This is a genomic window from Klebsiella sp. YJ (genome assembly GCF_002108615.1).
Lineage (GTDB): Bacteria > Pseudomonadota > Gammaproteobacteria > Enterobacterales > Enterobacteriaceae > Klebsiella > Klebsiella planticola.
Map to the genome: position 1 here is coordinate 184,969 of NZ_MTEG01000002.1, position 14,704 is coordinate 199,672.

Consider the following 14,704-nt stretch of genomic DNA (forward strand, 5'->3'; position numbering starts at 1 on the left):
GAATTGATGTCCAGCTGTAACTAACTACGCCACAACGGTAAGAACGCGTGGCGTTTTCGATGCGCCGGTTATACCGTAAGAGTGCCCCTTCCCCGGATCCGGACCTCTGACGATGAAAGTACTGAGCGCTCTTATTGTTTGGCTGACGTTATGTTCCACCAGCGCCCTGGCATTTCAGGAAAAACCCTCTCCTGAAATGCCGCTGCCCTCCGCCGCGGCCAAAACCACGGCCATCAGCCGCTTTGCCGCTGATGAAAACGATGCGGCGATCGCCCAGGCCTATAGCCCAGGGACATTTACCAGCGCCGCGCCAACCTACCGCGGTTTCCCGGCCCCTGCCGCCGCCGCGCATCACCACTAAGCTGCCCTGCCTCTTCGGTTCGTGCCGGGCGGCAGCTGTCGCATAGCTGCCCGGCTCATCAGGCCGTGCCGTCGGGCGGCCGCGCTCCCTCAAACCGCAGCGATCAGAAAACCAATCAGCACGCAGTACAGTACCAGGCTCAGTAAAGTCAGAACAATAATCATTGCACGCTACCCCGTTCAGATTCAGAGAAGACGGGGTTCAGCCACGCAATCACTCAGCGAAAACGCGCTCATGGCCCCCTCCTGCAACAGATAATTCAGCGGCTATTTATTCACAGTATTGTGCAGGAAAGATGAGTAAATTAAGGGGTCTGAATGCATGGCGGATGGTAGCAGAGAGCTTCAGAGCAGGGCTGCTCTGAACAAGGTTATCCCGGCACGCAGGCGCGCCGGGATCGCAGGCACTTAGTTATCGATACCTTTGCTACGCAGGTAATCTTCGTAGTTACCGCTGAAGTCGATCACGCGCTCCGGCGTAATTTCGATCACGCGGGTTGCCAGCGAGCTGACGAACTCGCGGTCGTGAGAAACGAAGATCAGGGTCCCCTGATACATCTCCAGCGCCATGTTCAGCGATTCGATCGATTCCATATCCAGGTGGTTAGTCGGTTCGTCCATGACCAGGATGTTCGGCTTTTGCATCATCAGCTTACCGAACAGCATGCGACCTTTTTCACCACCGGACAGCACTTTAGCCGGCTTTTTGATATCGTCCTGGCTGAACAGCAGACGACCGAGGATACTGCGCACCGCCTGCTCGTCATCACCGTCCTGCTTCCACTGGCTCATCCAGTCGAAGACGGTCAGATCGTTTTCAAACTCGTATTCATGATCCTGCGCGTAGTAGCCAATCTGCGCGTTTTCAGACCATTTCACGCTGCCGCTGGTCGGTTCCAGTTCACCAACCAGGGTTTTCAGCAACGTGGATTTACCCACGCCGTTGGTCCCGAGCACGGCGAGCTTCTCACCGACTTCCAGCAGAAGATTGACCCCTTTGAACAGCGGACCATTGTCAAAACCTTTCGCCAGCGCTTCCACTTCCAGCGCATTACGGAACAGCTTCTTATCCTGTTCAAAACGGATGAACGGGTTCTGACGGCTGGACGCTTTCACTTCATCCAGCTTAATTTTGTCAATCTGGCGGGCGCGGGAGGTCGCCTGGCGAGATTTTGAGGCGTTGGCGCTAAAGCGGCTGACGAAGGATTGCAGGTCGGCAATTTGCGCCTTTTTCTTGGCGTTGTCGGCCAGCAGGCGTTCGCGAGCCTGGGTCGCGGCGGTCATATACTCGTCGTAGTTGCCGGCATAAACGCGCAGTTCGCCGTAGTCGAGATCGGCCATATGGGTGCAGACCATGTTCAGGAAGTGACGGTCGTGCGAAATGATAATCATGGTGCTGTCACGTTCGTTCAGCACCTGCTCCAGCCAGCGAATGGTGTCGATGTCCAGGTTGTTCGTCGGTTCATCGAGCAGCAGGATATCCGGGTTCGAAAACAGCGCCTGCGCCAGCAGTACACGCAGCTTCCAGCCTGGCGCCACTTCGCTCATCGGGCCGTAATGCTGTTCAACCGGGATCCCGACGCCGAGCAGCAGTTCACCGGCGCGCGCTTCGGCAGAATAGCCGTCCATTTCACCGTAAGTGACTTCCAGGTCGGCCACTTTGTAGCCGTCTTCTTCGCTCATTTCCGCCAGGGAATAGATGCGATCGCGCTCCTGTTTTACTTCCCACAGCTCGCCGTGGCCCATAATGACCGTATCCAGCACGGTGAATTCTTCAAAGGCGAACTGATCCTGACGCAGTTTACCGATACGTTCGTTCGGATCGAGAGACACGTTACCCAACGTCGGCTCAAGATCGCCGCCGAGGATCTTCATAAAGGTGGATTTACCGCTACCGTTGGCGCCAATCAGGCCGTAACGGTTGCCGCCGCCAAATTTGACGGAGATGTTTTCGAACAGCGGCTTACTGCCAAACTGCATGGTGACGTTGCTGGATACTAGCACGGGGTTATCCTGAAAAAAGAGAATGAGAAGTGTGATACATCGGGCATTATGCCAGCAAAGCCATCACTTTTCACGGTTTGCAATAAAATCGCAGGCAGCGCCTGTGGTACGGTCTCTCTCATATTGCGCGATTCATTTAACCGATACATGATTTTTTCCCTTAATCTGGAAGGAACCTATGACCACCTACTCCCGCCATCCGGCATTCTTATCGCTTCAGGGCGGCATCAACTTTCGTGACCTCGGCGGCCTGCACACCGCCGACGGCCGCCGCGTGCGCCAGGGGAAACTCCTGCGCTCCGGCTCGTTACACCAGATGACCGACGAGGATCTGAGCCGCCTGGATAATCTGCCGGTGACCCGGGTCATTGATTACCGCGATCCGCATGAGGTCCAGCGCAGCCCCGACAGGTTGAATGGACGGATGCGTTATCTCAATGCGCCCGCCAATCCTCTGACGCCAGAGGTCGATGCCAAAGTCACGGAACTTAACGCCGCGACGCTCAATGCCATGAGCGGCGAGAAATTTATGCTGCAGCTTTATCGTCAGTTACCCTTTAACAACGCCGCCTATCGCCAGCTTGCCGGCTGGTTGATGCAGCCTGCTGACGGTGCGCTGTTGCAGCACTGTGCGGTGGGTAAAGATCGTACCGGCGTGGGCTGCGCGCTGACGCTGTTCGCCCTTGGCTGCGACACGCCGACGGTGATGGAGGAGTATCTCCTCACCCACGGTACGCTGAACCAGGTCGAAAGCGGGCTCCTTGGCCTGCTCGGCGATCAACTGACCCCCCGCGGACGGCAGAATCTGGCAGAAATCCTGACGGTACATGAGTCGTACCTCGCGGCGGCGCTATCGGCAATTCACGAGCGCTATACCAGCGTGGATGGATGGCTGGAACAGGAATATCAGCTGACGCCCGACGCGCGTGAAGCGCTGCGCTCACGCTTTCTCGAGGGGTAAATGCCGTTTTTTCCTGCCACGATTTACCGCAGAAATGAAAAACGGCGAACTACACTTGAAACAACTGGCAAAAAAGTGTGATTTCGTACACATCTGATTTCCCTGTTGGATGGAATGCACATATAATGCGCTCCCATCTATTAGCTGAATCATCTGACAAAGGCCTTTGTGGCTTTGCCACTGCACACGACATGAAGAATATGAAAATATCGACACTCTTAGCGGCAGCCTTCGCCCTCGTCGGCTTTTGCAACACTGCATCCGCTGTCACTTATCCGCTGCCGACCGACGGTAGCCGACTGATTGGTCAGAACCAGGTGATTACGGTTCCTGATAACAACAAGCAACCGCTGGAATATTTCGCAGCTAAATACCAGATGGGGTTGTCCAACATGCTGGAAGCCAACCCGGGCGTGGATACCTATCTGCCGAAGAGCGGCACCGTGCTGAATATCCCGCAGCAGCTGATTCTGCCGGACACCGTGCATGAAGGTATCGTTATCAATAGCGCGGAAATGCGTCTTTACTACTACCCGAAAGGCACCAACACCGTTATCGTGCTGCCAATTGGTATCGGCCAGCTGGGCAAAGATACGCCGATCAAATGGGTCACTAAGGTAGAACGTAAGAAAGCGGGTCCGACCTGGACGCCGACGGCGAAAATGCACGCGGAATATATCGCAGCGGGTAACCCGCTGCCGGCCGTCGTACCGGCGGGTCCTGACAACCCGATGGGTCTGTATGCGCTGTATATTGGTCGTCTGTACGCGATCCACGGCACCAACGCTAACTTCGGTATCGGACTGCGCGTCAGCCACGGCTGCGTCCGTCTGCGTAACGAAGACATCAAATTCCTGTTTGAGAATGTGCCGGTCGGCACCCGCGTCGAGTTTATCGATGAGCCGGTGAAAGCCACCACCGAGCCGGACGGTAGCCGTTATGTCGAAGTACATAACCCGCTGTCCACCACCGAAGCCCAGTTCCAGGGCGGTGAAATCGTGCCGATTACGCTGACCAAAGAAGTCCAGGCGGTCACCAGCCAGTCCGACGTCGATCAGACCGTGGTCGAGCAGGCTGTCCAGAACCGTTCCGGTATGCCGGTTCGTCTGAACTAATCTTCTGACGTAACAGTATGAAAAAGGCGGGCCCGGTGCCCGCCTTTTTTTATCCGTTATTGACCAGGATAATGCCGCCATGATCGTAGCGATAGTGGCAGCGGGCATACTCCAGCGGCGTCCCGTCTTCCAGATAGATAACCTGCTCGACTTCCAGCACCGGGTCACTCTCGCCGCAGTTGAGGTGCAGCTGGTCCAGCGCATCCGGCTTCATCGCCCGCACCACGCGATACGAGCCCATCAGCTTCAGCCCCAGCGTCTCCTGCACGTAGCGAAACACCGAACTTTCCAGATGCGTTTTATTCAGCCCCGGCACCAGCGCCACGGGCATCACCGTCATATCCAGCGAGATCGGTTCGCCATTGAGCACCCGCAGGCGGACAAAATCATAGACTGGGGCATCGGCGTCGATAAGCAGCGAGGTTTGCTCTTTTTCCGTGGCAAAGCGCAGTTCAAAGCGGATAACCTGACTGGTCACTTCTCCCAGATGCTCCCAGGTTTTGGTGGCGCCGAAGTAATCGCTACCCGGCAGTTCCCACTGCGAGAGCTGCAGAAAGTTCTTACGCACGAAGGTACCCTGCCCTTTGCGGGTATAGATAAGCCCCTCGACAATAAGCTGGCGCATCGCCTGCTGGATGGTCATCCTGCTGGTGTTGAATTCCGCCGCCAGCGCAAACTGGTCGGGTAACGGGGCGCTGGCGGGGTACTGCTGGCTGATAATGCGTTTTTTTATTTCCCGCGCGATCGAAAGATACTTCGCCGTCATTCCCCGTCCTTTTTATGATGGTTGTCTCTGGATGTACTCTGTTGCACCAGTGCTGGCGGGCCTAAGAATACACCAAACGCCCGCCGCTCGCTCCGCTACATCTGTGCACCATTGCTGCGAATAGCCTGCTTTAACCAGGCGTAGCTTTTCTTCGGCACGCGCTTAAGGTCTTTCAGATCGTGGTTTTCGCGATTCACATACACCACGCCGTAGCGCTTACGCATATCGCCCTGAGAACTGAGGATATCAATCAGTCCCCAGCCGAGGTAGCCCATCACCTGCGCACCATCTTCAAATATCGCCTCTTTCATGGCGTTGATATGATCGCGATGATAGGCAATACGGTAATCATCGGCCACCGGCGTCTCGCCATCCCATGACTCAATGACGCCAATGCCGTTTTCAATCGGGAATACCGGCAAACGCCAGTCGTTGTAGTAGCGCGTGATGATCATGCGGAAACCGAGCGGGTCAATCTGCCAGTTCCATTCCGTCGCTTTCAGCCAGCTATTCGGTTTATCACCGAACAGCATATAGTTGTTCACCGGCGTACCGGGAGGAACGGGATCGCTGTCCAGAGTCCGGCTGGCATAGTAGCTGAAGGCCAGATAGTCGACTTTTACCGTCGCCATCAGCGCCAGATCCTCTTGCCGATAGATCTCGCTAAAACCTTCCCGCGCCACGAAGTGCATGACTTCCGGGCTGTAGCCTTCACCGGCAAAGGCGCGGAGCAGATTCTGGTTAAAGAACTCATCAAGCTGCTGGGCGCAGAGAATATCGCGCGGCTTACAGGTCGCCGGATAGACCAGCGCGTGCGCCAGCATGCCGCCCATCAGGCAGTGCGGTTTCTCCCGATGCAGATAGTCGGTCAGGTGAACATGGGCCATCATCACGTGGTGCTGGATCTGGTACAGCTCGCGCAGGGTTTTCTCACCGCGCAGATAGCCCGTAATGAGGAACGCCTCCGGCATATGGTAGAGATTCTGCTCGTTGAAGGTCAGCCAGTACTTCACCTTATCGCCGTAGCAGGCGATCATCTTCTGGCCGTAACGAATAAAGGCCTCCATCACGCGACGGTCGGTGAAACCGTTATAGCGTTCCGCCAGTGAAAGCGGCATATCGAAATGATACAGGCAGATCATCGGCTCAATACCGCGGGCGATCAGTTCATCAATAAACTGGTGGTAGAAGGCGATCCCCTCTTCATTAAATTCGCCGTCGCCCAGCGGACACACCCGACTCCAGGCAATCTGGAAGCGATAGCAGTTCATCCCCAGATCCTGCATCAGATCGAAATCTTCCCGGTAACGATGGTAAGAGTCCGTGGCGACTTTCCAGTCGGAGGCGAATTCCGCAGGCTCGCGAATGTCGTACACCGACATCCCCTTTCCCCCTTCATTCCAGGCCCCTTCCGTTTGCATGCTGGAGACCGAATTACCCCACAAAAAGTCCGCCGGTAGTCTATTGTTCATCTCACGCCCCTATATGACTAGTCATTTAAATTTCATGACTAGTCATATAAACGATATTCATCGCCCAGGCAAAACAAAGGATCGTTTTTTGTGAGCGCAGCAAATAAAAAAAGCCGGATCGGGGGCACCGATCCGGCCAGACAGAGCGACCTGTATTTATTGCTGTGCGAGCTGATCGCGGCGATATTCACCCTGACGCTCCAGCATCCAGCCGGGGTATTCGCGCGGCAGTGCGCTGACGGCATCCAGCTGGGCCAGCTCCACCTCGCTCAGTTGAATATCGACGGCGGCGAGGTTGTCCGCCAGCTGCTCGGGACGTTTGGCGCCGATAATCACGCTGCTGACCGCAGACTGATGCAGCAGCCAGGCAAGAGCAATCTGCGCGACCGAAACACCTTTGGCCTCCGCAATGACGCGCATGACATCGATGCAGTCGAAAGCGCGATCTTTATTTACCGGCGGGAAATCAAACGCCTGCCGGCGGCCGCCCTCGGCAGTCTGACCCTCACGATCGTATTTCCCGCTCAGCAGACCGCCGGCCAGCGGACTCCAGACCATCAAACCGACCCCTTCACTCTGCATCATCGGAATCAGCTCTCGCTCCAGATCGCGCCCGGCGATCGTGTAGTAAGCCTGTAGGGAAGCGAAGCGCGACAGCCCCAGACGCGCGGAAATCCCCAGCGCTTTCACGATTTGCCAGGCCGCCCAGTTTGACACACCGATGTAGCGAACATGTCCCTGCTGCACCAGATTATCCAGCGCGTAGAGCGTCTCCTCGATGGGCGTCGCCGGATCGAAACCGTGGAGCTGATAAAGATCGATGTGATCGAGCTGCAGCCGTCGCAGACTCTCTTTGACGCTCTCCATGATATGAAAACGCGAACTGCCGCGGGAATTGACGCCGGCCGTACCGGTTTCGCCAAAGACTTTGGTAGCCACCACCACGTTCTCGCGCGGAACCTTCAGGTTTTTTAGCGCCTGGCCGGTTAACATTTCCGAACGGCCTTCAGAATAGACATCTGCGGTGTCGATAAAGTTAATGCCCGCATCCAGCGCACTGCCCACCAGCTGTTCGGCCTCAGCCTGGCGCAACTGACCAATTTTGCCCCACATGCCGCCTTCGCCGCCAAAGGTCATGGTGCCCAGGCACAGTCGGGAGACAAACAGACCGGTGTTTCCGAGTTTTTGATAACGCATTGGACTCTCCTCATCAGGATATTAAACCTCAACGTTAACGTTATACGCCCGCGACGGAACCGGCGAATGGGGTGATTCTGTCTGTTTCTTGCCCAATCCTCTGAAAATCAGGCGATGAATAGCAGCAAGGCGTAGCCGACCAGCGCCGCCCACAGCAGCAGCGGCAGAGAGTAAAGATGGAAGCGCCACCAGATGCGGCGATCTGATGCCATACGCAGGGCAATTAAATTAGCCAGCGAGCCGGGAAGCAGGCCAAAGCCGCCGACGTTGACCGCCCAGGCCAGCAGCGTCGAAGGAGGAACATAGTTGAGCAGTAGAATGGTGGCCGGTACGTTACTGATGAACTGCGACAGGCCAATCGTCGACAGCCACAAGCCGCCGGCAGAAAGCTGGCCCACCCCGCTTAAAACCTGATGCAGCGCGGGAAGTTGCGTCAACAGATGAACGTCAATAAACATCACCATAAACACCAGCAGCAGCGACCAGTCCACATGGATAATCACCGCCCGCGCCAGCAGCAGAAAGCCGAGAATAATCAGCCCCAGCCCCCACAGTTCAAGCTTCATTTCTAAAGCCGTCAGGAAGATCAGATAAAACGCCAGACAACCCCACACCAGCTTCGGCTGCCACGATGGCGCCCGGTCCGCGCTTTGAAAGTGCAGACGGGTGGCGGAGAAACAGCACCAGCACAGTACCAGCAGCGTCAACATCATCGCCGCCGCCAGCGGCAGCATTTGCCCGATAAACCCAAGGAAGCTGAGGCCGGATCGCCCCCACAGCAGGATATTTTGTGGATTACCGATAGGTGTTAACAAGGATCCGGCGTTGACCGCCAGCGCCTCGAAAATAATCAGCCGGTTAACCGGTATCGCGCACCATTTTTTCAACGTCAGCGTGAGCGGTACGACGATAAACAGCGCCACATCATTGGTCAGAAACGTCGAGAGCAGCGCCGCCGCAAGGACCATAAAAATGGCCAGCTGACGCTCGGTGGCAAACCGACGCGCCATTTTGCGGCCAAGCACATCAAAGTAGCCGCTCAGTTCAATCCCTTTCGTCAGCAGCATCAAGCCGCTCAGGGTGATGATCGTGTGCCAGTCGATAGCCTGGGGCCAGCTTTTTGGCGCAAACGGGACAAAGAAACTTAAACCACAGGCGATGATCAACAGTAAATGCAGAAAACGATCGCGAGCCAGGGAGTGAACAAAGGGAAGATTCATTCTCCTTGCTGCCCGTATTTAAGGGTGAACTGATTAAATGCCGCCAGCGTCTCTTCACTGACGTGATGTTCCATCCCTTCCGCGTCACGACGGGCTATCTCCGGACTCACGCCCAGAACCAGTAAGAAATTCTCGACGATCTGGTGGCGTTCGCGGCTCTCATGCGCCAGCTTCTCGCCTTCCGGAGTTAAAAAGACCCCGCGCCATGGGATCTGCTCAATCAGTCCGACGCTGGCCAGGCGTTTTAACATTTTGGCCACCGTTGGCTGGGAGACCCCCAGACGCGCGGCCATATCAACCTGACGCGCCTCTCCCACTTCGCGAATCAGATCTGAAATCAATTCGACGTAGTCGTCAATCAGCTCCCGGCGGTGGGCTTCGCGTACCTGGCGAAACCCCTCAACGTGTTCTTCAACATTAACAAGCTGCGTCACTTTTTTTGTTATAGGTCTTCCGGCGCGACGGTTCATTGTGCTTCCTCATACGTGTGACGCATCAAGCATCATCTCAAAAGATCCCCATTGTAAATGATTGGGCCCGTAGCACAAAAAATTAACGTTTTAGCCATAGCTATAAAATATAGCCTGTGCTATATCTGTATGTAATACAGACATCCTTCAAGGAGCGAAGGGCGAAATTACAGGAGGTCCCATGAACGAATTCAAGAGGTGCTTACGCGTGTTTACTCATTCTCCTTTTAAAGTCCGCTTAATGCTGATTAACATGCTGTGCGACATGATGAACGGCAAGAATCGCCAGGAAAAACCCCATCACTAAATGCGGCGTCGCGGTACGCCGCTTCATTTTTCCGTCACAATACCCTGTCAAACTGACCCGTTTCGCCACGTTCTCGCCGCTTTTTTCAAGTTTTGTAAGCTTTCTCTCAAAACAATCCGTTATGTCCGGTTGACCTTATCATTTGCAAGCCCTATCTTTTGTCAGCCCTGCCACTACTGCGGCTCGCAGAGACCCTCTTCAGGCACTGTCCAGCAGGTTTTACCCCTTGATGCCAGGGGATGCACATGGCGTCTTTTTGATTAATTACTATGAATGTCACCCTGAAAGAAACGCTGGTCGCTCGCGGATTAGTCCCTAACCCGTGGACAGGATTTTATTTTCTCCAGTCTCTGCTGATTAACCTCGCACTTGGCTATGAATTTAGCCTGCTCTACACCGTCGCATTTACATGCGTGTTACATCTGCTGTGGCGTCATGCCCCGCGGATGCAAAAAGTCGTGGCGGGAGGCTACTCGCTGCTTGCCGCCTTCTATTACCCGTTTGGCCAGGCGTATGGCGCCCCCAACTTCAACACTCTGCTGGCGCTGCATGCCACTAACGTCGAAGAGTCCACGGAAATTCTGACCATCTTTCCCTGGTACAACTACCTGCTGGCGGTCTTTATTTTTGCGCTGGGCGTGATTGCCGTACGTCGTAAAAGGGAAGAGCGTAAGCCGTGGAGCAAAATGGAGCTGCTGGGGCTGTTGTTCAGCATCGGCATCTTCTTCCTGCAGCCGGTGCAGAATCTGGCCTGGGGCGGCGTCTTCAAAGTGATTGATACCGGCTATCCCGCCTTCCGTTTCGTGAAAGACGTGGTGGTCAACAATAATGAAGTGCTCGACGAGCAGGCGCGGATGGCTCAGCTGGCCAATATGAAAGACAGCTGGCATGTGCTGGCGGTCAAACCCAAATATCAGCTTTACGTCGTGGTCATCGGAGAGAGCGCGCGCCGCGATGCGCTTGGGGCGTTTGGCGGCCACTGGGACAACACGCCGTTCGCCAGCTCAGTCAACGGCTATCTGTTTAATGACTACATTTCCGCCAGCGGTTCAACGCAAAAATCTCTCGGCTTAACGCTCAACCGGGTGGTGGACGGCAAGCCGCAATACCAGGATAACTTCGTCACGCTGGCGAACCGTGCCGGCTTCCAGACATGGTGGTTTTCCAATCAAGGGCAAATCGGCGAATACGATACGGCGATAGCCAGCATCGCAAAGCGTGCGGATGAGGTGCAGTTTCTCAAAAATGGCGACTTTGAGGCCAACAAAAATACTCAGGATGAGCAGCTGTTGAAGCTAACCGAGCAGGTGCTCTCCGTGCAGCGGACCCAGCCGCAGCTGATCGTCCTGCATCTGATGGGATCTCACCCGCAGGCCTGCGATCGTACCAAGGGAAAATATACTGTCTTTGTACAATCGAAAGAGACCTCCTGCTACCTCTACAGCATGACGCAAACCGATACGCTGCTCGGCAAGCTCTATCATCAGCTGCAGAATTCCGGCGAAAGCTTCTCGATGACCTATTTTTCCGATCACGGTCTGGCCTTTAAAGAGCGCGGTAAAGAGGTGCAGTACCTGGCGCACGACGATAAGTACCAGCAGAATTTCCAGGTGCCGTTTATGGTGCTGTCCAGTGATGATAAAGCGCATAAAGTGATTAAAGCACGGCGTTCTGCCAACGATTTCCTCGGGTTCTTCTCCCAGTGGACCGGGATCCGCGCCGCCGAGATTACGCCTCGCTACCGTTTCATCTCTGAACAAGCCGCCGGACCGGCCTATATCACCAACTTCCAGCTACAGAAAGTGGACTATACCCATCTGGGTACCGATCTGTTCACCACCCACTAACAGGGCCCGCCGCCGGGAAACCGCGGCGGCTAACCCGGGCGAACGCCGCGCGTTACAGGCAAAAAAAAATCCGCCCCAGTGAGGCGGATTTTTTATATCACCGAAGCGATTAGAAGCTGTAACCAACGCCAGCGATCCAGGTGCCAACGTCAACGTTACGAATACGAGACTGCTCGTAGGAGAAGTCCAGAGCAACGTTTTCGATCGGGTTGAACTGCATACCTGCACCGTAAGAGAAACCGTAGTCGCTCATGTCGTGCTTGTTCGGGTAGCTGTTGTCCTGGAATTTGCCGTGACCGACACCCACTACGCCGTAGATGCTAGCCCAGTCGTTCAGACGGTAAGCCGGACCTGCGGTGATGCCGTAGTACTGGCCTTTCTGGTATACGCCAGATTCAGTACGGTCTTTTTCGGTGTAGGTGAAAGAACCGATAACACCCAGCGGGCTATTGTCTTGCTCGTAACGGTACTTCAGGTTGAAACCGCCAGCTTTGTTAGCTTCACCCTGCATGTCGCTCTGAGCATAACCACCGGTAACGGTAGAAGTTGCAGCGAAAGCGGTACCTACGGATGCAGCCAGAACAACGGCCAGTGCTGAAAAACGTGCAATTTTATTCATAACCACCTCAAATGTGTTTCTAATAAGTCCTAAGTCTTAAATATATCAAAAACTTTCAGGAAACTCTTTTGACTTTACACTGTCTAACATAGCTTTTCATGTAACCAAAAGTTTCCATAATTCTATAACAAACTGGAAAACAACCGTTTTTGGTGAATACCCTACTATTAAGGCCGATAAGGCCCCGCACGTGCATCCAGATTAATCCTAATCAACAGGTTAATTTCTCTTCGCGTCTCGCCCCATTGTACGCCTCCCGAACGCGTTTTTTTCAACAATAGATAAACCGTAGCCAGGTAATTCATTTACACTGGAACCTTTACCGCATTTGACAAACCCTGACAGGAGAAAGGATGCCCGGCTCGTCCCGCAAAATACCGGCATGGCTGCCGATACTGGTCATTTTAATCGCCATGGTCTCTATCCAGAGCGGCGCTTCGCTGGCGAAATCACTGTTCCCGTTGGTCGGCGCCCCCGGGGTGACCGCGCTGCGCCTGGCGTTAGGCACCTTGATTCTGGTGATCATCTTCAAGCCCTGGCGCCTGCGCTTTACCGCTGAGCAGCGCCTGCCGCTCCTCTTGTATGGTCTGGCGTTGGGGGCAATGAACTATCTCTTTTACTTATCGATTCAGCGCATTCCGCTGGGGATTGCGGTGGCGCTGGAGTTCACCGGGCCGCTGGCGGTGGCGCTGTTTGGCTCGCGGCGTCCGCTCGATTTCGTCTGGGTGATCCTCGCCGTACTCGGGCTGTGGTTCCTGCTGCCGCTAGGGCAAGACGTCGCGCAGGTCGATCTGACCGGTGCGCTGCTGGCGCTGGGCGCCGGGGCCTGCTGGGCTGTCTATATTCTGACCGGCCAGCGTGCCGGAGAAGAACACGGTCCGGCAACGGTGGCAATGGGGTCGCTTATTGCCGCCGTGGTCTTTGTTCCGCTGGGCATGCTGCAGGCAACCGACACGCTGTTCCAGTGGTCGCTGCTGCCGCTGGGACTGGCCATCGCCGTCCTCTCTACGGCGCTGCCTTACTCGCTGGAAATGATTGCCCTCACCCGTATGCCCACCCGCACATTCGGCACGCTGATGAGCATGGAGCCGGCGCTCGCCGCGCTATCGGGCATGATATTTCTGGGCGAGACGCTGACCTTTACGCAAACCCTGGCGCTCGGGGCGATTATCCTCGCCTCAATGGGCTCTACGCTGACAATGCGCCGGGAAAGTAAAATCGAAAAAGTGGATATCAGCTAGCCAACGTAACCCGTTCTGCACGAGGCAATCGCCTCGTGCAGAACCGCGCTCTCACGCTGACTTTTTACGCAATTTCATGCCCTTTTCAAAATAGCCAACCCCCCCGCACTATCGAACCAATAGGGACAACCGCCCTGCCCATACTGCGATCCGTTGCTATACTTAGTCCCATTAGTTACCGGGGACAAGCGCTCCATTTGATTCAAATTTGATGTATGACGAGTATAAATATCAAGAGGATATGAAACTATGAGTACCGCAAAACTGGTTAAAACGAAAGCATCCGATCTGCTCTATACCCGCAACGATGTTGCAGACAATGAGAAGAAGGCAACCGTCGAGCTGCTGAATCGTCAGGTGATCCAGTTCATTGACCTGTCGCTGATTACCAAGCAGGCTCACTGGAATATGCGCGGTGCCAATTTTATTGCCGTTCATGAAATGCTGGATGGCTTCCGCACCGCCCTGACCGACCATCTCGACACGATGGCTGAACGCGCCGTACAGCTGGGCGGCGTCGCGCTGGGCACCACTCAGGTGATCAACAGCAAAACCCCGCTGAAAAGCTACCCGCTGGATATTCATAGCGTTCAGGATCACCTGAAAGAGCTGGCTGACCGCTACGCGATTGTGGCCAACGATGTGCGTAAAGCGATCGGCGAAGCAAAAGATGAAGATACGGCCGATATCTTTACCGCCGCCTCCCGCGACCTCGATAAATTCCTGTGGTTCATCGAAGCCAACATCGCATAATCCTGCACAATCACCGTCAGCCTGGCTGGCGGTTTTTTTTCAGATTATCCTGACCTCTGCCGCCTGATTTTTTCCCTGATCTTCATCCGCACCATTTCAGTGCGCGACAATGGGCAAAATACGTACAAAAGTAAAACAATTGTAATAATCACCTCACACAATCGTTACAGCAAGATTGTTTTACCATCAGTGTTTGCGTTAAAAATGCACTTGTTATTCGGCGTGTTTATGACGCACCAAAATGACGCCCCATTGCGGTGCATTTGCCGTGACCTATAACCGAAACCGTGCAACAGGATAGACTTCGTTTGTTATAAAACAACAAGTTGTAAAACTGGCACGATTTTTTCATATGGTTACACGTTCTCGCAG

The 14,704-nt window shown here is 54.8% G+C and carries 14 protein-coding genes; 7 read left to right on the plus strand and 7 right to left on the minus strand.

Features of this window, described 5'->3' with window-relative positions:
- The first annotated feature begins 112 nt into the window (after positions 1–112).
- Entirely contained in the window at positions 113–361 is a 249-nt protein-coding gene (locus BV390_RS03120; protein ID WP_032697677.1) for a hypothetical protein, read from the plus strand.
- 407 nt (positions 362–768) lie between these two features.
- On the opposite strand, the gene BV390_RS03125 is transcribed toward BV390_RS03120, so the two are convergent.
- Positions 769–2,364: an ABC-F family ATPase gene (locus BV390_RS03125; RefSeq protein WP_004859854.1), complete on the minus strand. Its 1,596-nt coding sequence runs from the start codon at positions 2,362–2,364 to the stop codon at positions 769–771.
- Positions 2,365–2,542: 178 nt separating this feature from the next.
- On the opposite strand from BV390_RS03125, the gene BV390_RS03130 reads away from it, so the two are divergent.
- Together BV390_RS03130 and ldtB are read left to right on the plus strand one after the other, a co-directional pair.
- On the plus strand, positions 2,543–3,325 hold the full coding sequence (locus tag BV390_RS03130) for a tyrosine-protein phosphatase (RefSeq protein WP_032688700.1): 783 nt from the start codon (positions 2,543–2,545) through the stop codon (positions 3,323–3,325).
- Between the two features lie 191 nt (positions 3,326–3,516).
- Positions 3,517–4,440, plus strand: a complete 924-nt coding sequence (gene ldtB, locus BV390_RS03135) for a L,D-transpeptidase (protein WP_160873486.1) — start codon at positions 3,517–3,519, stop codon at positions 4,438–4,440.
- Positions 4,441–4,489: 49 nt separating this feature from the next.
- Here ldtB and BV390_RS03140 read toward each other — a convergent pair whose 3' ends face one another.
- The 5 genes from BV390_RS03140 to mntR form a co-directional block, all read right to left on the minus strand.
- A complete protein-coding gene (locus BV390_RS03140; RefSeq protein WP_032697679.1) occupies positions 4,490–5,206 on the minus strand; it encodes a GntR family transcriptional regulator in 717 nt (238 codons plus the stop codon).
- A 95-nt stretch (positions 5,207–5,301) separates the two neighbouring features.
- Complete coding sequence (locus tag BV390_RS03145) at positions 5,302–6,678, minus strand: glycoside hydrolase family 1 protein (protein WP_032688701.1); 1,377 nt, start codon at positions 6,676–6,678, stop codon at positions 5,302–5,304.
- Positions 6,679–6,834: 156 nt separating this feature from the next.
- The gene (locus tag BV390_RS03150) at positions 6,835–7,875 is read right to left on the minus strand and encodes an aldo/keto reductase (protein WP_032688703.1); all 1,041 of its coding nucleotides are present in this window, start codon (positions 7,873–7,875) and stop codon (positions 6,835–6,837) included.
- 107 nt (positions 7,876–7,982) lie between these two features.
- A complete protein-coding gene (locus BV390_RS03155; protein ID WP_032688704.1) occupies positions 7,983–9,095 on the minus strand; it encodes an anion transporter in 1,113 nt (370 codons plus the stop codon).
- Complete coding sequence (gene mntR, locus BV390_RS03160) at positions 9,092–9,565, minus strand: manganese-binding transcriptional regulator MntR (RefSeq protein WP_004859834.1); 474 nt, start codon at positions 9,563–9,565, stop codon at positions 9,092–9,094. The genes BV390_RS03155 and mntR overlap by 4 nt, the downstream gene beginning before the upstream one ends.
- A 181-nt stretch (positions 9,566–9,746) precedes the next feature.
- Between mntR and mntS the strand changes: the two genes are divergently transcribed.
- On the plus strand, positions 9,747–9,872 hold the full coding sequence (gene mntS, locus BV390_RS03165) for a manganase accumulation protein MntS (RefSeq protein WP_015584839.1): 126 nt from the start codon (positions 9,747–9,749) through the stop codon (positions 9,870–9,872).
- A 269-nt stretch (positions 9,873–10,141) separates the two neighbouring features.
- Positions 10,142–11,719, plus strand: coding sequence for a phosphoethanolamine transferase (locus tag BV390_RS03170; protein ID WP_032688705.1), 1,578 nt, complete (start codon positions 10,142–10,144; stop codon positions 11,717–11,719).
- Between the two features lie 109 nt (positions 11,720–11,828).
- Here BV390_RS03170 and ompX read toward each other — a convergent pair whose 3' ends face one another.
- Positions 11,829–12,338: an outer membrane protein OmpX gene (gene ompX / locus BV390_RS03175; RefSeq protein ID WP_032688706.1), complete on the minus strand. Its 510-nt coding sequence runs from the start codon at positions 12,336–12,338 to the stop codon at positions 11,829–11,831.
- A gap of 353 nt (positions 12,339–12,691) precedes the next feature.
- Between ompX and rhtA the strand changes: the two genes are divergently transcribed.
- Both rhtA and dps read left to right on the plus strand, forming a co-directional pair.
- Positions 12,692–13,579, plus strand: coding sequence for a threonine/homoserine exporter RhtA (rhtA, locus tag BV390_RS03180; RefSeq protein ID WP_032697685.1), 888 nt, complete (start codon positions 12,692–12,694; stop codon positions 13,577–13,579).
- A 249-nt stretch (positions 13,580–13,828) separates the two neighbouring features.
- Positions 13,829–14,332 carry a DNA starvation/stationary phase protection protein Dps gene (dps, locus tag BV390_RS03185; RefSeq protein ID WP_032688708.1) on the plus strand — a complete coding sequence of 168 codons (504 nt, stop codon included), beginning with the start codon at positions 13,829–13,831 and terminating at the stop codon, positions 14,330–14,332.
- Positions 14,333–14,704 lie beyond the last annotated feature (372 nt).